Origin of the sequence: Sphingobium sp. RAC03, from assembly GCF_001713415.1 — a bacterium.
Classification (GTDB): domain Bacteria; phylum Pseudomonadota; class Alphaproteobacteria; order Sphingomonadales; family Sphingomonadaceae; genus Sphingobium.
Genome location: NZ_CP016456.1, coordinates 3,026,164 through 3,047,925, shown reverse-complemented (window position 1 = coordinate 3,047,925; position 21,762 = coordinate 3,026,164). Strand labels below are relative to the sequence as shown.

18 protein-coding genes and 1 tRNA gene are annotated in these 21,762 nt (G+C 62.4%); 6 read left to right on the top strand and 13 right to left on the bottom strand.

The window, feature by feature from the left end:
• Positions 1-7 precede the first annotated feature (7 nt).
• From BSY17_RS19225 to BSY17_RS19210, 4 genes are all read right to left on the bottom strand, one after another.
• Positions 8-769, bottom strand: a complete 762-nt coding sequence (locus tag BSY17_RS19225; protein ID WP_069066672.1) for an alpha/beta fold hydrolase — start codon at positions 767-769, stop codon at positions 8-10.
• Positions 770-850: 81 nt separating this feature from the next.
• Positions 851-1,288: a type II toxin-antitoxin system VapC family toxin gene (locus tag BSY17_RS19220; RefSeq protein WP_069066671.1), complete on the bottom strand. Its 438-nt coding sequence runs from the start codon at positions 1,286-1,288 to the stop codon at positions 851-853.
• Positions 1,288-1,530, bottom strand: a complete 243-nt coding sequence (locus BSY17_RS19215; protein ID WP_069066670.1) for a FitA-like ribbon-helix-helix domain-containing protein — start codon at positions 1,528-1,530, stop codon at positions 1,288-1,290. The genes BSY17_RS19220 and BSY17_RS19215 overlap by 1 nt, the downstream gene beginning before the upstream one ends.
• Before the next feature lie 45 nt (positions 1,531-1,575).
• Positions 1,576-2,601: an aspartate-semialdehyde dehydrogenase gene (locus BSY17_RS19210; RefSeq protein WP_069066669.1), complete on the bottom strand. Its 1,026-nt coding sequence runs from the start codon at positions 2,599-2,601 to the stop codon at positions 1,576-1,578.
• Between the two features lie 165 nt (positions 2,602-2,766).
• On the opposite strand from BSY17_RS19210, the gene BSY17_RS19205 reads away from it, so the two are divergent.
• Positions 2,767-3,477: a class I SAM-dependent methyltransferase gene (locus BSY17_RS19205; RefSeq protein WP_069066668.1), complete on the top strand. Its 711-nt coding sequence runs from the start codon at positions 2,767-2,769 to the stop codon at positions 3,475-3,477.
• Between the two features lie 6 nt (positions 3,478-3,483).
• Here the strand turns inward: BSY17_RS19205 and BSY17_RS19200 are convergent, their stop codons facing one another.
• From BSY17_RS19200 to BSY17_RS19190, 3 genes are all read right to left on the bottom strand, one after another.
• Complete coding sequence (locus tag BSY17_RS19200) at positions 3,484-5,316, bottom strand: putative 2OG-Fe(II) oxygenase (protein ID WP_069066667.1); 1,833 nt, start codon at positions 5,314-5,316, stop codon at positions 3,484-3,486.
• A complete protein-coding gene (locus BSY17_RS19195; RefSeq protein WP_069067090.1) occupies positions 5,313-7,532 on the bottom strand; it encodes a S9 family peptidase in 2,220 nt (739 codons plus the stop codon). Before BSY17_RS19195 ends, BSY17_RS19200 begins: the two co-directional genes overlap by 4 nt.
• A gap of 114 nt (positions 7,533-7,646) precedes the next feature.
• Positions 7,647-7,721, bottom strand: a tRNA-Val gene (locus BSY17_RS19190).
• A gap of 137 nt (positions 7,722-7,858) precedes the next feature.
• Here BSY17_RS19190 and BSY17_RS19185 point away from each other — a divergent pair.
• Together BSY17_RS19185 and BSY17_RS19180 are read left to right on the top strand one after the other, a co-directional pair.
• Positions 7,859-7,987 (top strand): entericidin A/B family lipoprotein, encoded by a 129-nt coding sequence (locus tag BSY17_RS19185; protein ID WP_443019471.1) that lies wholly within the window; start codon positions 7,859-7,861, stop codon positions 7,985-7,987.
• A 154-nt stretch (positions 7,988-8,141) separates the two neighbouring features.
• Entirely contained in the window at positions 8,142-8,759 is a 618-nt protein-coding gene (locus BSY17_RS19180) for a YceI family protein (RefSeq protein ID WP_037476519.1), read from the top strand.
• A gap of 36 nt (positions 8,760-8,795) precedes the next feature.
• Here BSY17_RS19180 and BSY17_RS19175 read toward each other — a convergent pair whose 3' ends face one another.
• Positions 8,796-10,379 carry a M28 family metallopeptidase gene (locus tag BSY17_RS19175; RefSeq protein ID WP_069066666.1) on the bottom strand — a complete coding sequence of 528 codons (1,584 nt, stop codon included), beginning with the start codon at positions 10,377-10,379 and terminating at the stop codon, positions 8,796-8,798.
• 114 nt (positions 10,380-10,493) lie between these two features.
• Between BSY17_RS19175 and BSY17_RS19170 the strand changes: the two genes are divergently transcribed.
• Together BSY17_RS19170 and BSY17_RS19165 are read left to right on the top strand one after the other, a co-directional pair.
• Complete coding sequence (locus BSY17_RS19170; RefSeq protein WP_443019470.1) at positions 10,494-11,204, top strand: GIN domain-containing protein; 711 nt, start codon at positions 10,494-10,496, stop codon at positions 11,202-11,204.
• Between the two features lie 95 nt (positions 11,205-11,299).
• Positions 11,300-13,087, top strand: a complete 1,788-nt coding sequence (locus BSY17_RS19165; RefSeq protein ID WP_069066665.1) for a cation:proton antiporter domain-containing protein — start codon at positions 11,300-11,302, stop codon at positions 13,085-13,087.
• On the opposite strand, the gene BSY17_RS19160 is transcribed toward BSY17_RS19165, so the two are convergent.
• The 4 genes from BSY17_RS19160 to BSY17_RS19145 all read right to left on the bottom strand — a co-directional run bounded on the left by BSY17_RS19160 (position 13,084) and on the right by BSY17_RS19145 (position 19,871).
• Positions 13,084-14,028, bottom strand: coding sequence for a glutaminase (locus BSY17_RS19160; protein ID WP_069066664.1), 945 nt, complete (start codon positions 14,026-14,028; stop codon positions 13,084-13,086). The genes BSY17_RS19165 and BSY17_RS19160 overlap by 4 nt on opposite strands.
• Positions 14,029-14,139: 111 nt before the next feature.
• On the bottom strand, positions 14,140-15,540 hold the full coding sequence (locus BSY17_RS19155; RefSeq protein WP_069067087.1) for an efflux transporter outer membrane subunit: 1,401 nt from the start codon (positions 15,538-15,540) through the stop codon (positions 14,140-14,142).
• Between the two features lie 2 nt (positions 15,541-15,542).
• Positions 15,543-18,695, bottom strand: a complete 3,153-nt coding sequence (locus tag BSY17_RS19150) for an efflux RND transporter permease subunit (RefSeq protein WP_069066663.1) — start codon at positions 18,693-18,695, stop codon at positions 15,543-15,545.
• Between the two features lie 3 nt (positions 18,696-18,698).
• Positions 18,699-19,871: an efflux RND transporter periplasmic adaptor subunit gene (locus BSY17_RS19145; RefSeq protein WP_069066662.1), complete on the bottom strand. Its 1,173-nt coding sequence runs from the start codon at positions 19,869-19,871 to the stop codon at positions 18,699-18,701.
• 117 nt (positions 19,872-19,988) lie between these two features.
• Here BSY17_RS19145 and BSY17_RS19140 point away from each other — a divergent pair, with 117 nt between their 5' ends.
• Positions 19,989-20,597 carry a TetR/AcrR family transcriptional regulator gene (locus BSY17_RS19140; protein ID WP_052027699.1) on the top strand — a complete coding sequence of 203 codons (609 nt, stop codon included), beginning with the start codon at positions 19,989-19,991 and terminating at the stop codon, positions 20,595-20,597.
• A gap of 4 nt (positions 20,598-20,601) precedes the next feature.
• On the opposite strand, the gene BSY17_RS19135 is transcribed toward BSY17_RS19140, so the two are convergent.
• Positions 20,602-21,726: a glycosyltransferase family 4 protein gene (locus BSY17_RS19135; protein ID WP_069066661.1), complete on the bottom strand. Its 1,125-nt coding sequence runs from the start codon at positions 21,724-21,726 to the stop codon at positions 20,602-20,604.
• Positions 21,727-21,762: the final 36 nt, after the last annotated feature.

The window sequence follows — 21,762 nt, the reverse complement described above, 5'->3', positions numbered from 1 at the left end:
GATCCCGTCAAGCGGTGAGAAAATCGACCATCGCTTGCCCCATCTCCTTGCGGGTCACAGCGTTCATATGGTTGCCGGGAATCTCGGTGTAGCTGCCATGAGGCAAAATATCGGCCAGTTCCTGCGCCACGCCATTATCCTGATCGTCCGCGCCGCAGATGACCTTGGTCGGCTGCGCGATCCCGGCAATGACGGCTTCGGGCGTATCGACGAACGTATTGAGAATATGAAGCAGGGCCACCGGGTCGCCCTTGGTCGTCTTGAGGAAGGCTTCGGTCATCCATTGCGAAGTGCCGCGTTCGAACGTGCCGAGATTGGTAAGCACATTCTGATAATAGCCGCCATTGTCGAGCGATTGCACCAGTCCGCGCAGTCCCATCCCCGCCAGGATCACCCGGCGCGGCGTCGCGCCGCGTGCCAGCATCCGCACCGTCGTCCGCGCACCCAGCGAATAGCCGCCAAGATCATAGTCGGTCAGGCCCATCTGTTCGATCAGCGCCAGACCATCATCGGTCAGCGCATCGGCCGGATAGGCGGCGGGATCATGCGGCTTGCCGCTTTCGCCATGCCCACGCAGGTCCGGCATGATCAGGCGAAAGCCCGCCGCTACCAGCTTGGCGGCATGGCCATAGCGGATCCAATTTGTGTAGGCGTTGGAGAAATAGCCGTGGATCAGCACCAGATCCCGCCCTTCACCAACGACATGCACCGCGATCGGCAGGCCATCGAAGCCCTTTACATCATGGCGTTCGATGGGGAGGTCGGTCATGGCACTGTCCTTTGGCTGGGGCGGGTTGCCGATATGGCGTCAGTCGGCGCGGCGCAAGAGTGCGATCAAGACCAGGCCTCGCTACGCCTGCCAGGACGGACGATCCGTCAGGCCCGCAATCAGGCCCGAAAATGCCGTATCAGCGCAACGGCGAACCAGCTTTCTGTCGGCCGAAATGACGATGGTTTCCAGCATTTGCGCCGCGGCCAGGAAAAAGCAATCATAGGCCGGGTGGTCCAGTCGCAGGCTTATGTCCATGGCGCGATCGGCCAGGCCCGCAGTCGGGATCAGTTCGACGATGTCGGGCAGCACTGCCACCGCCTCCCTGGCTTGAGCGGAACCGATTTCCTGCGCTCGCACCTTCTTCCACATGACGTTGGCGAACTCGGCCATCAGCAAGTCGGGCGCAACCAGTCGATGCGGCAAAAGAGTAAGAGCAATACTGACTTCATTCGACAGAATAGGATCATCGCTGCCAATGACCCAACGGGCAGCAACGCTCGTGTCAACGATGAGCATCAGTCGACGTGATCTTCTCGCAGCAGTTCCTCAGGCGGTGTCTGCCGTACATTCCGGGGCGTCATCGCGCGTATATCTTCAAGACGGGTCAACATGCTGTTCAGGCGATCACCGGTCATCGGCCGACCGCGCGTCAACGCATCGCGCAACTCAGCTTCCAACGAACGCTGATTGCGTACCGCCAGTTCACGATAGGCAGCGATGACTTGTTCATCGAGATTGCGGATAAGAACTTGGCCCATGCCGCTATGCTATCATCATGATAGCATAGCGGCAAGGTCAAGCTATCAGCCCTTCTTAAGGTGGCGACGGCCCAGCAATTCGGCGATCTGCACCGCGTTCAGCGCCGCGCCCTTGCGCAGATTGTCGCTGACGCACCACAAGTTGATACCATTTTCGACGGTCGAATCCTCGCGCACGCGGCTGATGAAGGTCGCGAAATCGCCGACGCATTCGACCGGCGTGATATAGCCGCCGTCTTCGCGCTTATCGACCAGCATGATACCGGGCGCTTCACGCAATATGTCCTGTGCTTCCTTGGCCGAGATTTCATTCTCGAACTCGATGTTGATCGCTTCGCTATGGCCGACGAACACGGGAACGCGCACGCAAGTTGCGGTCAGCTTGATCTTGGGATCGAGGATCTTCTTCGTTTCCGCGACCATCTTCCATTCTTCCTTGGTCGAACCATCGTCCAGGAAGACGTCGATATGCGGAATCACGTTGAAGGCGATCTGCTTGGTGAACTTCTTGGGCTCGGCCGGATCGCCGACGAAGATGTTGCGGCTCTGCTCGAACAGTTCGTCCATACCCGCCTTGCCAGCGCCCGACACCGACTGGTAGGTCGCGACGACGACGCGCTTGATCTTGGCGGCGTCATGCAGCGGCTTCAACGCCACGACCATCTGTGCGGTCGAGCAGTTGGGGTTGGCGATGATGTTCTTCTTCTTATAGCCATCGATCGCATCGGGATTCACTTCCGGCACGATCAAGGGAACGTCCGGGTCCATGCGATAGAGCGAGCTATTGTCGATCACGACGCAACCGGCCGCCGCTGCCTTGGGCGCATATTGTGCCGTCGGGCCGCTGCCCACCGCGAACAGGGCGATGTCCCAGCCGGTGAAGTCGAAATGTTCGATGCTCTGGCATTTGATGGTCTTGCCACTATCGCCGAAATCAACGGTCAGCCCCTGCGAACGCGAGGAAGCGACGGCCGCGATCTCGTCAATCGGGAACTCGCGCTCGGCGAGAATGGTCAGCATTTCGCGGCCCACATTCCCGGTGGCTCCTACGACGACGACCCTGTAACCCATGACTAAACTCTCCACTCCAAAGCAAATCTTGCGGAGTGCGCGCCATAGCGATACTGGGCCTTTTGTCCAGAAAGAAGGGCTTGTCCACTCGATAGCGGGCGCAATATCCAGTGCGTCGTACCTCTGTGCCGCCCTTCATCCTCTTTGAAAAACGGATTGTAATCGATGCAGTCAGCGCTGCTGCCACCCCTGCCCGACCGCTGGTTTCACAGCTTCGCATTCCCCGACGGCAGCCGCGCCGATGGCATCAAGCCGCTGGCCTCGCTGCAGGAAGAAGCCGACCAGATCTTCATTGCGCCGCTTGCGGGCAAGCGCGTGCTCGACATCGGTGCCTGGGATGGTTTCTTCTCGTTCCAGGCGGAGCAACGCGGCGCGACCGATATCTTGGCGACTGACCATTTCTGCTGGTCGGGCCAGGGTTGGGGCGACAAGCGCGGTTTCGACCATGCCCATGCCCAGTTCGCATCCAAAGTGCGCTCACTCGACCTCGACGTGGCCGACCATAAGGCGGACAAACTCGGCCAGTTCGACATGGTGCTGCTGCTGGGCGTCCTCTACCATGTGCCCGACCCCTATCGCACGCTCGAAGCCGCGGCCGCGATGAGCCGCGATCATCTGGTGATTGAAACGGTGACGGCGCTGCGCCACGAGCCGGTGCCCGCGATGCGCCTGTTCACCGAACTGGAGCTGGATGGCGACCCCACCAATTTCTGGGCGCCCAACATCTTGGCATTACAGGAAATGTGTCGCCGCTTTGGCTATAGTCGTTTTCAGGTGTTGCCCGAAGCGCTCGACAATCAGGGCTGGCGCAAATGGGCCATGCCGCTGCGCCGCAAGGACCGTTACCGCCGGGCGATCTTCCACGCCTGGCGATAACTGATGTTAGGCTGGCAGCGCATCGAAGGCGATAGTGAGCCGCGATTGCGGTCCCGAAAAGGGTGCAGTGCCGTGCCATAGATAAGAGGGAAACAGTACCAGCCGACCGGCTTGCGGCTGTATCACCCGTCGAGGCGGTAGCGCGGTCAGGTTGAGGGCATCATCGGGCACGCCAAACAAAATGGTGCCTTCACCCGACCGATGTTCCGCCGGAACATCATTGGGTAGCGCCACATAAAAGGCTGAACTGATCCAGCCCTGAGGATGGATATGGGGCACATGCCGACCATTTTCGCGCAGACGCACCGACCATGAGCCGGAAAACTGTATGTCGCCGGTCCGTCGATCTAGCAACGGATGACCCGGTTGATTGGGCAAGTCCGCCAGCGCAGATTGCGTGCAACGGTGTAACTGTCGCTTGAGCGCCATGATCACGGGACATCTGCGGCGATCAAACAGATCACCGCGGGTCTGCGTGCCGCCGCGCAATGTCTGGTCGGCGGGGTGGGCGGTGGTCACATGCAAGCGTTCAAGCGATTCGCGCAGGTCTACAAGAAAGGCCGATTGGTTGCTCCAGCCATCCGGCGTGCCAATATCAAGGTCACGAACATAATGGTCATAACCCGCCAGCCAATGCTCGCGTTCATCCTCAAGCAGGCGCCATATGACTGTCAACAGTGCCCACCCGGTCTGGTCCAATGGCGCATGTCGGGTGGCAAGCAGCGCATGACTGAGCGCCTCGTCGGGGTCACCCTGCGCCAAGAGCAGTTGGGCGAGATTGGCTTGCAAACCGGCGCGGGCGGGATCGGCAGCAGCAAGGGTTCGGGCCAGGTCGATCGCTTCCCCGTGCCGTCCAGCCAGCCCCAACGCCCGGATGCGGACCACGCTTAGCTGATCAGGATCATCAAGCATAGGTTGCGCCCGGTCAATCAGCCCCAATGCCCGGTCATGATCGCGAATGTCCATGGCGACGCGGATGCCTGCCAATAGCAGTTGGATATGGCGTGGCTGCTGTTCAATTGCTAAATCGAAAGCGTCAAACGCTTCGGCCGCGCGTCCAATCTGAGGCAATAGCCTGGCCAATGTGTCCTGGGCATCGACATGATCGGGATAACGACGCAATGCCGCTTGATATTGCGCTACAGCCTCATCGAACCGCCCCATTTCCGCGAGGATATGCGCACGAAGCGTAAGCGCTGGCGCGATATCCAACCCGCCATCGATGGCGCGCTTGATCGCGTCCAGCGCGCTGGCGCGATCGTCGGACGCCCGGAGTGCCGTTGCGAGATTATAGCATGCGCGAAGATCCGATGGCTTTCTTACGAGTAGGGCGCGATACGCCGCCGCCGCCGCATCGGGTCGATCCTGAGCCTGCGCCATCAACCCTTGCACGTGCAGGATGCGATCATCCTGCGGCGCAATTCGTGCAGCCTGGTCCAGCGCCTCTTCGGCGATGCCGAATTGCATCTGATCGGTCGCCACGATTGCGAGGTTGATCCACCCCTCCGCATAACGGGGTTGCACGGCCACTGCCCGTTGAAGCGCGGCTATGGCTGCAGCCCCGTCGCCCATATCATGCAGATGATTGCCATAGGCGTTCCAAAGCTGCGGGTTGGTCGCCCCGCCTTTCAGTGCAGCTTCGAATGCCATCCGCGCGCCTACCATGTCACCCTGGGCACGACGTGCAGACGCAAAGATATAGAGCGCATCGGGATGATTGCGCACCGGCGCGACCATAGCCCGCAGCATCCGCTCGGCAGTGACAGCCTGCCCTGCCTGCAGCGCATTGAAGGCTTGCTGTAGGCGCTTTACGTCATCGACCTGCAAAACGCCTGTCATGGTCCGGGTGCAATCCCGCGACGGGCCAGGAAATCCTCGATCGTGCGCCACAGATGCACGCTGACGCCCGGCCCACCGACGCGATGAGTCTGGCCGGGATAGGCCATCATCTCGAACGGCACCGCCGCACCCTGCATCTTCGCCATCAGCGCGGTGGCATTGTCGAACACGACATTGTCGTCGGACATGCCATGGATCAGCAGCAGCGGATCGACAATCTTCCCCGACTCCTCGACTGCGCCCGACGCGGGATAAGCGCTGGGTGTGTCCTGCGGCTGGCCCAGATAGCGTTCGGTATAATGGGTGTCGTATAGTTCCCATTTCGTCACCGGCGCGCCAGCGATCGCCGCAGCGAACACGCCCGGCGCCTTCTCCAGCAGTTTCAGCGACATATAGCCGCCATAGGACCAGCCATATGTTGCGATCCGCTGTGGATCGACGAAGGGCTGGGCCTTGAGCCATTCGACGCCGACCAATTGATCCTCGACCTCCACCGTGCCCATCGCGCGATAGAGATGGTCCTCGAACGCCTTGCCGCGATCGGGTGTCCCGCGATTGTCGATCGCAAAGACGATCCAGCCTCGGTCGACCAGATATTGGTTGAGCGCACCGCTCCAACTATTGGTCACCTGCCGCCCGCCGCCGGGACCGCCATAATGGATCATGAACACCGGATAGCGTTTCCCCGGCTCGATCGGCGGGGTCATGATCTTGGTATAGAGCGTCGTGCCGTCCGCCGCCTTCACCGTGCCGAATGTCGTCTTCACATGGCTGGCGACATAGGGCGCATAAGGGTGGCTTCCCGTCAGCGCATTTTCCGACAACCATTGCAACTGCTTGCCGCTGTTATCGGCCAGATAGACCTGTTTTGGCTGGTCGCTATTCTGGCGGCTGACGACGATCCGGCTTGCCTTGCCGTCCATCACCGAATCATTCCACCAGCCGCTGCGCGTCAACGCCCGCGCCGCCCCGGCCTTCGTCAGCGGTGCGACATAAAGTTGCTGTTCCAGCGGCGTTTCGCGATTGCCGGTGAAATAGACGAGGGCTTTGTTCTCATCCACGCCCACCACGTCGCGCACGTCCCACTTGCCGCTGGTGAGCGGCGTCCATTTGCTCCCGCGCACATGATAGAGATGCCCATGGCCGGTCTTTTCCGACCACCACAGGAAACTCCCGTCCGCCAGCGGCCGGAAATTGTTGGAGAGGTTGACCCAGCTTTTCGCCGTTTCCGTAAGGATCACCCGGCCCTTGCCGGTCGCGGGATCGACCGCCAGCAGGTTGAGCCGCTTCTGGTCGCGGTTTTCGCGCTGGACATAGAGGGTGCGACCATCCTTCGACCAGTTGACCCGCGCCAGATAGATGTCCGAATCCGGGCCAAGATCGACCTTCACCTGACCCGAACCATCCGGCTTCATCACGTAAAGATCGACCAGCGCGTTGGGCGTGCCTGCAGCCGGGTAGCGTTGTTGATAGACCTTGGTCCCCTCCCCGCCGATCGCGGTGCGGGTGACGATGCCGACCGGGGCTTCATCGACCCGCGCCACTGCGATCATCGCCTCGTCGGGCGACCACCAATAGCCGGTGCGCCGGTCCATTTCCTCCTGCGCGACGAACTCCGCCACGCCCCAGCTCACCGTTTCGCTTGCGCCCTGCGTTATCTGCCGTTCCGCGCCACCGATCGGCTGCACGAACAGATTGCCGCCCCGTACGAAGGATACGAAGCGCCCCTTGGGACTGACCACGCCGTTCAACTCGCCATCGGGCGTGTCGGTCAGCCGTGTCACCTGTCCATCCAGCGCGGCGAGATAGAGGTCACCATCGACGGGCACGAGGATGGTCTTGCCATCGGACGACCAGTCATAGCTGGTAATCCCGCTACTGCCCGCGACGCTGCGATCCCGCTCGCGCTGCATCTTTTCCGCTTCGCTCAGCGCCGCGCCGCTGCCGGTCTTCTTCGAATCGACCAGCATCCGCTCCGCTCCGGTAGCGGTGTCGATCGCCCACAGGTCGAGCCGCTCCTTCTCATCCGCGCGCGGTTTGAGCAGGGTCACAAGCGTCCCGTCCGGCGACAATGTCAGCGCGCGTGGCTGCGGTCCAGCGAGGTCGGGACTGGCAAACACACGTTCCAGCGTCAGTTTTTCCTCCGCGTGCACGGACACAGCGGAACTCAACAGCAAAGCGCAAAGCGCGGCACTGGCTTTCAGATAAGGGGGCATCGACATCCTTTCGGCTCGGCGCGCGCACGCGCCGGATCAGGACCGCAGGATTAAAGCTGCGTATCAAAAGATCAATGCCGGGAAATAATCTGTCCTGTCATGGCGGGTAAGCCATGGTGGGCGCGGCAGGGATTGAACCTGCGACCCCACCCGTGTGAAGGGTGTGCTCTACCACTGAGCTACGCGCCCCCTATAAGGAGGAAGCGGCCATTGGCATTGCAGGCTGTCCCTGTCAAGCGGGTGCCGAAATGGAGCGCGCGGAATCGCTCTTCCCGCCGTCGCCATTCGGCTATAGAGGATCGCGACAACGCAATTGGAGTGATGAGATGATGCGCCCCGCATTTTGCCTGATGATGACCGGATTGCTGCTGGCCCTTTCGGCCTGCAACACGGTGCAAGGCGTCGGGCGCGACATCGAGTCGGTCGGCACAGCGGGCAAGGACGCCATACGCTGAACGATGATGGCGCTTGGCCCTCTTGGATCGGTGACCGGTTAGCCGGTAAGACTTGTTTTATCGGGAACGATCCGTTTCCCGTTACGGCTCTGGAACTTGTTAGGGGCGCGACCTATTGTGGTGGCGTCCCTTGATCGTTTCTGGAGTCTACCTCATGAAAAAATATCTGATTTCCGCCGCCGCTCTCATCGCCATTGCCGGTGGCACGGTCGTCATCGCGCAGGCCCCAGCCGAGGTGCCGGGAAGCAAGGATGTCGCAAAGGTCAGTGGCGGCAGCTACAAGGTCGATGGCGGCCATACGCAAATCGTCTTCGCCTATGACCATATGGGCTTCACCAATAATGTCGGTGTGTTCGCCGAACCGACTGGCACGCTGATGCTCGACAAGGCGAACCCGTCGGCCTCCACCGTCAGCATTGACGTGCCGATCGCCAATCTCAAGACCGGCGTTGCCAAGCTGGACGAACATCTGCTCAAGGCCGACTTCTTCGATGTCGCCAAATTTCCGACCGCCAAATTCGTCTCGACCAGCGTGAAGGCCGAAGGCACCGGCGCTACCATCACCGGCAATCTGACCATCAAGGGCATCACCAAGCCCGTAACGCTGGACGCCGAATTTTACGGCGCGGGCACTAACCCCATGAACAAGCAGGAAAATGTCGGTTTCGTCGCCACCGGCTCGATCAAGCGCAGCGATTTTGGTCTCGGCTATGCCGTGCCCGTCGTCGGCGACGCAGTCGAACTCAAGATCATCGCCGGTTTCCAGAAGTAAAGTCTATCGCTGGGGGGAGGTCATCCCCCCAGCGCCCTATTTCTCAAACCGCTTGAAGAAGCTGTCCTCATTCCACGTCGGTCGCTCCGCCGCGTTCGCCACCTGCAAGGTTACCGCCGTCACATAGGCGTTCAGTTTCGCCGTTTCAGCAGGCATCACCGGCTGGTCCACATCATCGAACGGCGAATGATAGAGGTTCGCACGCCAGGCTTTTTCCGTTTCGGCTTCGGGCGTGCCCGCCTTGAAACCATATTTGAAAAAGAGCGCGGGGATGCCTTCGCGGATGAAGGCATATTGGTCGGAGCGGATGAAGACGTTGCGATCGGGGAAAGGATCGGGCGTGATCGGCAGGTTCATCGCCGCGCTCACCGCCTGCGCTACGCCAGCCAGCGAGCTTTGGTCATAGCCGACCGGCGTCACGCTGGTCAGCGGGAAGATGGGCAGCGCCATGTCGAAATTAAGGTTCGCGACGATGCTCTTCTGCGGCACGGTCGGTCGCCGCGCGAAATAGCGTGATCCAAGCAGGCCTTTTTCTTCGGCCGTGACGATGGCGAAAAGGATCGACCGCTTGGGCTTCACCTTGCTCGCCTTGAGAGCCTTGGCGATTTCCAGCAGGCTGGCTACGCCCGACGCATTGTCGAACGCGCCGTTGTAGATGGCATCGCCTTTCATCGGCGTGCCGATGCCATAGCCGTCGAGATGTGCGGACATGACGACATAATCGTTGCGCAATGCGGGGTCGCTGCCGGGCAGAACCGCGACCAGATTGGGCGAAGACAGGTCGCGCCGGGTTGCAGCAACCTGCGCCTTTAGGCGTAACGCCAACGGGAAGGACGCGACCGGCGCAGAGGCATCGGCGGCAGCAGCGATGATTGCGAAATCCTGTCCCGACCCGGCAAACAGGGCTGCGGACTTGGCGGGATCAAGCTGCGCGCCCAGGAACGGCGTCCGCGTCTCGCGCAGCGCCGCATCGCGATAATAAAGCGCAGGGGCACCGGCCAGCGCCACCCGCCGCGTCCAGGGTATCTCCACCTGCTTGGGCGTGACCAGCATGATCATGCCGACCGCGCCCTGCGCCGCCAGCCATTGCGCCCGCTCCGACCGGGCATGGGATTTGAGCGCACCCGAAATCGTCGTCGGCCCACCCGACAGGACGACCACCATCTTGCCCTTGATGTCCAGTCCGGCAAAATCGTCATGGCCGACTTCCGGCAGATGCAGACCATAGCCCGCGAACACCATCGGCGCGTCGATGCTTTCGGGAACCGGCCCACCGCCACCGGAAAAGATGAGATCGCCCGGCACCGCGAGCGGCGCCTCCCCCTCCGGCCCGACCAGCGCCGCGCTGCTGCGGTCGGACTGGATTCGCTGTTCCACGAAATCGACGGGCTGCTTATACCCGTCCACCCCGGCGGGCTTCAGGCCAAGCGCCTTGAACTGGCCGATCACATAGTCGGCGGCACGGTCATAGCCCGGCGTACCGGTCCCCCGCCCCTCCATGGCATCGTCGGCCAATATCTTCACATGCGCCCACCAGGCCGCACCGTCATCCCCCTGCGCCAGCACCGGCGCGGACAAGGCCAGCGAAAGAAGCGGGAGAGCGGAAAAAAGCGCGCGCATGACGGGATGCTCCTCTATGAACCAGGCGCTATCTTGCCCTATCTGGTGAGACGAACAAGGGGGTGGGAACCGCTAACGATCTGTGTTCCTTGCCGATAGACCATGATCCGGGAGATGATTTTGCCACGCCCCCTTGTGCTGATGCCCCTGCTGCTTGGCCTATCCTCGTTGGGCCTGCCCGCTCAGGCCGCGACGCGCGGCTTTACCATCACCAGTTTCGATGCGATCCGCGTGGATGCGCCCGTGACCGTGGTCGTCAAGACCGGCAGCGGCGCGTCCGCGCGGGCGGAGGGCGACCAGAGCGCGCTAGACCGGTTGAAGGTCGATGTGTCGGGGCGGCTGTTGATCGTGACCATGGCGCGGCCACGATCGGGCGAGAAGAGCGGCGGCGCGGCAACCTTGCGCCTGTCCACGGGCATGATCGATCGCATCGTTCTGACCGGTGGCGGTTCGGTGACGGTCGACCGCATGAAGGGATTGCAGGGCCAGATCGTGCTGGGCGGCAATGGCGATGTCGGCGTGGCCGATGTCGCGCTCGACCGGATCGACGTCGCGCTGGCGGGCGGCGGTCGGGCGACACTTAGCGGTCGGACGGGTGTGGCCAATATCCGGGTGAATGGACCTGGGGCGGTCGCCGCCGAGGGGCTGCGGGCGCGGCAGGCAAGCATCGCCAATGATGGACCGGGCAGCGTCACGCTGACCGCCGAGGTGACCGCGAAGGTGGTATCGACGGGATCGGGCGATGTGACCATCGGCGGCAAACCCGCCTGCACCGTTGACAATCGCGGCACCGGACGAATCCAATGCGGTGACGAAAGCTATTAGGCGCAACATTTGCGTTCAGGGCAAATGCTGCGCTGCATCGCGATTTTTCAACCAAAAGACTGGATATTGCGCCGACTTGGCGCAATGGTGCGCGCATGGTTGGCGCAATAAATCCTCACAGTTTCAGCGACTCTCTCGTCATTCTCGGCGCTGCGGGGCTGGTTATTCCCGGCTTCTCGCGCTTTCGCATCAGCCCGGTGATCGGCTTCATCTTGGTCGGGCTGGCGGTGGGGCCGAACGGCCTTGGTGCGCTCGTCGGGCAATATCCCTGGCTCTATCATGTGACGATCTCCAATCAGGAGGCGATCGAGCCCTTTGCCGAGTTGGGCGTCATATTATTGCTCTTCTCGATCGGGCTGGAACTGAGTTTCCGTCGATTATGGACGATGCGAACCCAGGTATTCGGTGTCGGCGCGGCGGAACTGATCCTGAGCGCCGTGCTGATCGCGACGGGCCTTTATCTGCTCGGTCAACCAACGGCAGGGGCGATCGGCCTCGGCCTGGCGCTCGCGCTTTCGTCCACCGCCGTGGTGCTGCCGATGGTCGGCACCCAGAGCGCGGTCGGCCGGGCCGCTTTTTCGATGCTGTTGTTCGAGGATCTGGCGCTCGTCCCGATCATCTTCATGCTCGGCGCGCTGGCGCCGTCCGTTGCGGCCAGCCCGGACGGGGCGTGGGGTGCCATGGGCGACACGCTGCTGCGCGGTGGCATCACCATCGCCTTCATGCTGGTGATGGGCCGTTTCCTGCTGCCCCATGTTTTCAGCCAGGCGGCGCGCACCAAAAGCCCCGAAGTGTTCCTGGCGGCTAGCCTATTGGTGGTCATCGTCTCCAGCCTCGCCACCTCGCTTGCGGGCCTGTCGCCGATCGTGGGTGCCTTGCTCGCGGGCCTGCTAATCGCTGAGACGGACTATCATGGCGAGGTCGAGGTGATGACCGCTCCGTTCAAAGGGCTGGCGCTCGGCGTCTTCCTGATCACCGTCGGCATGAGCCTGGACCTGCGGGTCATCCTCGCCAACTGGCAGAGCCTTGTGATGGCGGTCGTGGGCGTTGTCTTTGCCAAGACGCTGGTAACGACCGCGCTGCTCTATTTCTCCGGCGCGCGAAAGGGCACTGCGTTGGAGGTCGGCGTGCTAATGTCCAGCCCGTCGGAAACCACGTTGATCGTGCTGTCCACCGCCGCGGCCGCGCAACTGATCCTGCCCTCTACCGCCGCCTTCTGGCAGATCGTGACCGCGATCGGCCTGACGATCACGCCGCTGCTGGCGCGCATCGGCCATGATGTCGCACGCCGGCTGGAAATGGCGCTGGGCGAGGATCGCGTCGATCCGACCGAAGACCATGCCGAAGCGGCGGCGGTCGTCATCGGCTTTGGCCGGGTCGGGCGCATGGTGTGCGATCTGCTCAAGACCCATAAGCAGCGTTTCATCGTCGTGGAATCGGACCCCGACGTCGTCGCCGAAGCGCGGCGGGCGGGCTATCCCATCTTGTTCGGCGACGTGTCGCGCGTGGAGATGCTCGACAAGCTGCGGCTGGGTCATGCCCGCGCGCTGATCCTGACGATGGACGATCCGGTGCTGTCGGTGCGTGTGACCCAGCGGGTGCGCGGCTGGGTGCCGGACCTGCCGATCATCGCGCGCGCCCGCGATACCGATCATGCGGCGCAACTCTATCGCGCAGGCGCGAGCGATGCCGTTCCCGAAACGCTCGAAAGCTCGCTGCAACTGGCCGAAACCGCGCTGGTCGATCTGGGCGTCGCGATGGGGCCAGTGATCGCGTCGATCCACCAGACCCGCGAAGATCTGCGGATGGGGATCAAGGAAGCGGCGCAAATGGAAACCGCGCCCAAGCTGCGCCGCCTTCGTCCGGACGAAGAGGCTGCTTAATCCGATACCACAGGCGGGCTGAACACGGACCAGCCGGTGCGGCGCGCCAGTTCCTCCAGCGCCGCCGTGCCGATCTGGCTATTGCCGCTGGCGTTCAGGCCCGGTGACCAGACGGCGATCGAGGCGCGGCCGGGCACGATTGCCATGATGCCGCCGCCCACGCCCGACTTGCCGGGAATGCCGACGCGAAAGGCGAAGTCGCCCGACGCATCATAATGGCCGCAGGTCAGCATCAGCGCATTGATCCGCCGCGCCCGGCGGGGTGGCACCACCCTACCACCGCCCGGATGCTGGCCATCCAGCATGAGGAAACGCCCCGCCAGAGCAAGCTGGCGACAGGTCATCTCGATCGCGCATTGGTGAAAATAGCTGCCCAACACCAGATCGACCGGATGGCGCACATTATCGAAGGCGCGCATATAATTGGCGAGCGCCGCGTTGCGGAACCCCGTCGCGGTCTCGGACGCAGCCACCGCTTCGTTGATCGCGATACTGTCGTCGCCGCTCACATAATGCAGGAAGCGCAGCATTTCGCCGATCGCCACGCGCGGCTCATGCCCGCCGAGATTGACGTCGGTCACCACGATGGCCCCCGCATTGATGAAGGGATTGCGCGGAATCCCCTGCTCATGCTCCAACTGGGTGATCGAATTGAAGGCATTGCCCGACGGCTCGCGCCCGACCCGTTGCCATAGCTGATCGCCGACCTTGCCGAGCGCAAGGGTCAGCGCAAAGACCTTGGAAATCGACTGGATCGAAAAGCCGATGTCGGCATCCCCGCCTGTGATCATGCGTCCGTCGGCGGTAGCGATCGCGATGCCGAATTGCGCCGGATCGACCTTGGCCAGTTCGGGGATGTAGGATGCGACGGCACCACGCTCATCCGCCTGTGCCATCATGGCGATGATATCGCCGACAATGGCGTCGAGGTCAGGGGTCATGGGCGCTGCTACATATCCGCAATAACTATGACTTTAATCATAGGCGCTATTCCTGTCGGTTGGACAGATTATTCTGTCCCGCCCGATGATCCCCGACCTGACCCGCTGCTATTATTTCAACCCACCGCCCATGGCGCGGTAGAGTTCCACCATGTTGGAGGCGCGTGTCAGCCGCGTAGTGAGCAGGCTCTGTTCGGCATTCGACAACGCCCGCTGCGAATCCAGCGTCGTCAGGAAGCCATCGACCCCCGCACGAAAGCGAGCCTCCGACAGCGTATAGGCAACCCGCGCCGCATCACGCTGCGACGTCTGCGCCTCAAGCTGCTGCCCCATCGTGCCCCGCCGAGCGAGCGCATCCGCGACTTCGCGGAAGCCCGTCTGCACGCTCTTCTCATAGGTCGCCAGCATCGCGTCATAGGTCGCCTTGGCATAGGCGAGATTGCCCTTGTTCTTCCCGAAGTCGAAGATCGGCAAAGAGGCGGTCGGCGCTACCGACCAGAAGCTGCTCCCCGATCCGAACAGGTTGGACAGGCCAAGGCTGAGCGAACCAAATGCCGCCGTCAGCGATATATTGGGAAAAAATGCCGCCCGCGCCGCGCCAATATTGGCGTTGGCGCTCAGCAATTGATGCTCTGCTGACGCAATGTCCGGGCGGCGCAGCAGCACGTCCGACGCGATATCGGCTGGCAGATTTTCGATCGTCGCGCTCGCCGTCGGGAACCCTTCGGGCAGGTCAGTCGCAGGCACGGTCGTTCCGGCCAGCAGGTTCAGTGCATTTTGATCCTGCGCGACCAAGGTGGTCGTTTCGGCAATGGTCGAACGCGCCGCATCATAGCTGGTCTGCGCCTGACGCACTTCCAGTTCGGACGCGATGCCCTTGGCAAAGCGCGCCCGATTGAGTTCCAGCGTCTTGCCGAACGCCTGTTCCAGGTCGCGCGCGATGCGTAACCGTTCCTGATCGGCCGCCATGGTAAGCCAGGCAGTCGCCGTCTCCGCGATCAGCGCGGTCTGCGCCGCATTGCGCGTTTCGACGCTGGCGAAATACTGCTCCTGCGCCGCTTTGCTCAGATTCCGGACCCGGCCGAACAGATCGACTTCCCAGGCGGAAATCCCGACCTGCGCCTGGTACAAATCGGTTCGCCCCGACCCCGCCAGCGAAAAGGGCGAGTCCTGATAGGTTGCGGTGCCGCCCGCCGAAACGCCGGGCAACAGGTCAGCCCGCTGCACCCGATATTGCGCCCGCGCCTGTTCGACATTGGCCAGGGCAATGCGCAAGTCACGGTTGTTCGCCAGCGCGGTCTCGATCACCCGCGCCAGCCGCGCATCGGTGAAGAAATCCCGCCACGCCGTATCGGCCGGAACGATCGCCGCGCCGTTGTCGGTGCCATAGGCTGGTCCCCGCGGCGATGCCGCCGGGACAGCCAGTTGCGGCCGCACATATTTGGGGGCCATGTCGCACGCGGCGAGCGCCAGCGACAGGGTGATGGCGCCCAGCGCCTTTAGATTATGCATGATCATGCCTCCTGCGGCGCGGCGGGCGTTGCCCGGTCGTCGGCCGCTTCATGAGTCTTATGTTCGCGGAACAGCCGCTTCACGACGGTGAAGAAGACGGGGACGAAGAAGATCGCCAGCACCGTCGCCGACAACATGCCGCCGACCACGGCCCAACCAATCGCATTCTGACCGCCTGCGCCCGCCCCGTTGGACAAGGCCAAGGGCAGCACGCCGAAGATGAAGGCGAAGCTGGTCATCAAGATCGGCCGCAGGCGCAGCTTGCCCGCTTCCAGCGCCGCCGCCGCAGGCGACAGCCCTTCGCGCATCTTCTCTTCGGCGAACTCCACGATCAGGATCGCGTTCTTGGCCGACACGCCGATGGTGGTGATCAAGCCGACCTGCAGATAGATGTCGTTGTTGAGGCCCGCCAGCGTCGCGGCGATGACCGCACCCAGCACGCCCAACGGCACCACCAGCATGACCGCGATCGGCACCGACCAGCTTTCATAGAGCGCCGCGAGGCACAGGAAGACGATCAGCAGCGACAGTGCATAGACATAGCCTGCCTGTCCGCCCGACGTCCGTTCCTCATAGGAAATGCCGTTCCAGCTATAGCCGATGCCCGGCGGCAATTTGGCGATATGTTCTTCCATCGCCTGCATCGCCGTGCCGCTTGCGACGCCAGGTGCAGGCGCACCCATGATGTTCATCGACGGCACGCCGTTGAAGCGTTCCAGACGCGCCGGACCCTGGGTCCATTCGGTCGTCACGAACGAAGACAAGGGGGCCATGACGCCACTGCTGCCCCGCACATGCAACGCACCGATGGCATCGGGCGATGTCCGAAACGGCGCATCGGCCTGCACGAACACACGCTTCACCCGGTCACGATCGATGAAATCATTGACGTAGCTGCTGCCCATATTGGTGCTGATCGTGTCGTTGACGTCCGCCTGGGCAATGCCCAACGCGCCCGCCGCGGCCTGATCGACATTGAGTTTGAGCTGCGGCGTATCCTCCAACCCGTTCGGACGCACCTGCGCCAGCCGCTTGTCGGCCATCGCCATGCCCAATAGCTGGTTGCGCGCCTCCAACAGCTTTTCATGACCGACATTGGCATTGTCGAGCAATTGCAGGTCGAAGCCGGAGGCATTGCCCAATTCCTGCACAGCAGGCGGCACGAAAGCGATGACCATGCCCGACGAAATCTTGCTGAACGCCATGTTCGCGCGCTGGGCAACCGCCATGACGCTATTGTCCGAACCCTTGCGTTCCGACCAGTCCTTCATCCGGGCAAAGACGATGCCGACATTCTGGCCCTGGCCAACGAAGCCGAAGCCCGAAATGGTGAAGACCGCCGCGACATTATCCTTTTCCGACTGGGGGAAATGGTCGCGCACTCTGGCCAGCGTGCGTTCGGTCTCTTCCAGCGAAGAACCGGCAGGCAAGGAGACCTGGCTGATCAACGATCCCTGATCCTCCTCCGGCAGGAAGCCGCTCGGCAAGCGCAGGAATATGAAGACCATCCCGACGACGATCGCGGCATAGACCAGCATGCTGCGGCCCCAACGATGCTCGATCTTTTCGACGTTGCGGCCATAGCCCTTCACGCCCTTGTCGAAGGTCCGGTTGAACCAACCGAAAAAGCCCTTCTTGTCGGCATGGCCATGCTTCGCAGGCTTCAGGATCGTGGCGCACAAGGCTGGCGTCAGGATCAACGCGACCAGCACCGACAGGATCATTGAAGAGACGATGGTGATCGAAAATTGACGGAAAATGACGCCGGTCGATCCAGCGAAGAAGGCCATCGGCAGGAACACCGCCGACAGGACCAGACCGATGCCGATCAGCGCGCCGCTGATCTCGTCCATCGACTTCTTGGCCGCCTCCTTGGGGCTGAGCCCCTCGTCCTGGATAAGGCGCTCGACATTCTCGACCACCACGATCGCGTCATCGACCAGCAGGCCGATCGCCAGCACCATGCCGAACAGGGTCAGCGTGTTGATGGTGAAACCGGCCGCGCTCAGGATGGCGAGCGACCCCAACAGCACCACCGGCACGGCGATGGTCGGGATCAGCGTGGCGCGCCAGTTCTGGAGGAAGAGGAACATCACCACGAAGACGAGCAACACTGCCTCAATCAGCGTATGGATGACCTGTTCGACCGAGAGGGCCACGAAGGTCGAGTTATCGACCGGAAAATCATATTTGACCCAGGTCGGGAAATTCTTGGACTGCGCCTTGATCTGTTCCTTGACGCCTTCCACCGTATCGAGCGCGTTCGCGCCGGGGGCGAGTTTGATACCGAAACCGGCCGCTGGATGGCCGTTGAACTTCGCGCCGAAGCTGTAATTTTCCGACCCCAATTCGACGCGCGCCACATCCGACAGACGCACGACCGCGCCGTCGCTGTTGCTGCGCAGGCGGATCGCGCGGAATTGTTCGGGCGTCCGCAGGCGCGACTGGGCGGTGATGGTGGCGTTGAGCGCTTGGCCCTTCGGCGACGGCGTGCCGCCGATCTGGCCAGCGGAAACCTGGGCATTCTGGGCCTGGATCGCGGCTTTCACATCGCCGGTCGTCACGCCCAGATTGGCCATCTTATAGGGGTCGAGCCATACGCGCATGGCATATTGCGCGCCCAGCAACTGGGTATCGCCTACGCCTTCTACACGGCTGATGGGATCTTGCAGGGTCGAGGCGACGAAATCGCCCGCATCCTGCTGATCATGAATGCCATCATCGGCATAGACCGCCATGACGAGCAGGAAGCTGGACGTCGATTTGGTGACGCGCAGCCCTTGTTGCTGCACTTCCTGCGGCAATAGCGGTGTCGCCTGCGACAGCTTGTTCTGGACCTGCACCTGCGCAATGTCCGCGTCCGTCCCCTGCTCGAAGGTCAGGGTGATGGACAGATTGCCCGCGCCGTCACTGGTGGAGGAGAAGTAGCGCAGATTGTCGATGCCCTTGAGCTGTTGCTCGATGATCTGCGTTGTCGTGCTTTCCAGCGTCTGAGCGTTCGCGCCGGGATAGCTGGTGGAAATGCCGACCGAAGGCGGGGCAATTTCGGGGAATTGCGCCACGGGCAGCGTGCGAAGCGCAAGCAGGCCCGCCAGCATCATGACGATGGCCAAGACCCATGCGAAGATGGGTCTGTCGATGAAATAGCGTGCCATGGCTTAGTTCGCCCCGCCCTGCTTTGATCCCTGCGGCGCACCCGGCGCCGCCGTCACCTGCTGCGGTGCGCCGGGCGTGACGACCGTGCCGGGGCGCAGGTTGAGCAGCCCTTCCACGATCAGCTTATCGCCAGGCTTCAACCCGCTGGTGACGATCCACTTGTCGCCAACCGCGCGGGCTACCTGAACCTGGCGCATCTCGGCCTTATTGTCTTTCCCCAGCACCATCGCCGTGGCCCGACCACGCGCATCGCGGGTGATGCCCTGCTGCGGTGCCAATATCGCCTCGCTCTGCTGCCCTTCGACCAGCTTGGCGCGGACATACATGCCCGGCAGCAACATGCCGTCGGGATTGGGGAAGGTCGCGCGCAGCGTCACGGCGCCCGATGTCGGATCAACCGACACTTCGGAAAATTGCAGCCGTCCTTCGATCGGATAGGTGCTGCCATTGGGCAGCAGCAACTGGATGCGCGCGCCGTCCGCTTCGCTGACGCCGCCCCGCTTCATGGCTTGTTTAAGGTCGATGATCTCAGCGGCGGACTGCGTCATGTCGACATAGACCGAATCGGTGCGCTGGATCGTTGCCAGCGGATCGGCCTGGCCGGTCTGAACCAGCGCGCCGGGCGTGAACAGAGACCGACCGATCCGGCCCGAAATCGGTGCCTTAATGCGGGTGAAGCCTTGGTTGACCTGGGCGGCCTCTACCGCGCCACGCTGCGCTGCAACATCGGCACGCGCTTGCTGCGCTGCCGCATCGGCATTGTCATATTCCTGGCGGCTGACGGCGTTCACGCCGACAAGATCCTTATAGCGCTGCGCCTGTAGCGCCGTTGATCGGATCGCTGCGTTGGCGCGGGCCAGCGAGCCTTTCGCTTGTGCCAGCGCCGCGCGGTAGGGCGCGTCCTCGATTTCATACAGCAGCTGCCCCGCGCGCACCATGGCGCCTTCGGTAAACAGGCGGCGGCGAATGACGCCACTGATCTGCGGACGTACCTCCGCTATTTCCAAAGCCACGATGCGGCCCGGCAATTCATTCACCAACGGCACCGACTCGGTTTTCAGCGTGACGACGCCGACGGCCGGTGGCGGGGGCGCGGGCGGCGGGCTTTCCCCGCACGCGCTCAGCGCCAATGCCGACGCGCACGCCAGCAACCCGATGAATGTCCCCTTGTGCATCGCCTAAATTCCGTTCCGATGTAGATATCCATTCGGAATGAACGTTCATTCCGCTTGCCCCGCAATTAGGTTCGTGCCACAGGATATTCAAGAGACAAAATCGCAGGGGAGCAGAAATTGGTTGCGGTGCAGCATGGCAAGAGCGTGGTGAACATAGAGAAATCCGGCAAGGCCCGCATTTTGGCGGCGGCCCGTGACCTGTTCGACAGCCATGGGTTCCACCAGACCTCAATGGCAGAACTGGCGGCCGCTGCCCAAGTGTCGGTCGGCCAGATCTATCGGCTCTTCAAGGGCAAGGAAGACATTATCGAAGCCCTTGTCCATGCCGACGCCGACGAATGGTGCGACGATATGGCCATCCTGCGCGAACGGCTACATGCCGGTTTGTTGTCGATCGAACAGACGTTCGAACAATTGCTGCTGCACACGATCGACGAAAAGAACGAAGCGCTGTCCTTCGACATATTGGCCGAAAGTTTCCGCAACCCCGCCGTCGGCGATACGATTGCGAATATGTGCATGCGGTTTCGTACGTATATTCGCGATTTCGCCTGCGCCGCCAATCCTGATCTTTCGGGCGAAGCGCTGGAGGGCGCGGAGGAAGTGGTGTTGGCCTGCATGTTCGGATTGGGCCATCGCAGCCTGTCGCGACCGCAACTGAGCGCCGCCGCCACCGCCACCCTGTCGGCACGGATGATCATCGCGGCGCTCCGCGCGATCAACTGATCCATCACCGCACCTTGCGGTAGACCTCTACCGTTTCGCGCGCACAACGATCCCAGCTATAGCGGGCCGCGACACGCAATCCGTCCGCGCGCGCCTGCGCCCGCCAGCCGTCATCGACCAGGGCCTGTTCCAGCCGCCGGGCGAAATCATCGACATCCTCCGGCGCGACCAGCATCGCCGCGCCGCCGGTAACTTCGGGCAGGCAAGACGCATTGGCGACCACCACCGGCACCCCGCTCGCCATGGCCTCGACCGGCGGCAGGCCAAAGCCTTCATAGACCGAGGGATAAACGAACAGGGCCGCACCCGCATAGAGCAGCGGCAAATCGGCGTCGGGCACGAAGCCCAGATAGCGCACCCATCCCTCGCGCCCGCCCTTTTCCATCCGCGCCTGCACCGCATCGCTCAGCCAGCCAGCCCCGCCGGTCACCATCAAGGGCCAGCGGTTTCGCACGGCGGGCGGCAATTTCTCCCAGGCGCACAGCAATTCCGCGATCCGCTTGCGCGGCTCGACCGTGGAAACGCACAGGGCATAGCCCTGCGACTGCAGGTCATAGCGCGCCAGCGTGGGCGCGATCGCATCGTTCGTGCGTGGGTGAAAGTCGGGACTGGCCGCCAGCGGCACCGCCGTCACAAGTGCCGGATCGATCGAGAGAAAGTCCGCCACTTCCGCCCGCGTCGTCTCGCAATCCGTGATGATATGCCCCGCCCGTTCGACCGAAAGCCGAAAATAGCGCTCAAACTGTCGCAATCGCTCGGCCGGGTGGGTTTCGGGATAGCGGAAGATGGACAGGTCATGGACGGTGATCACGCCCCCCTCCCCGCCCGGTGGCAGAAAATAATTCGGGCCGTGGAAAAGGTGCGTTCGCATGACCGTGGCGTCGCGCAAATTCTGCGCCCATTTGCTATGCTTGCGTAGCCAGCGTTGCACCTTGTTGCGACGCTGGCCGACCTGAATATCCAAAAGCAGGGCAGCGGGATCAGCGATCCATTCGCCATTGCGATAGAATCGGACGCTATCCACCCCGTCCAGAGGCGGAAGGCGCTGCGCCAATTCCCAGCTATAGCGCCCGATACCCGACAGCCGGGGTTCGAGCGCTTCGACCGAAAGAATGATCCGAAGGCTCACGTCATCCTGTCCCAAGCCGTATATACCAGCGCGCGG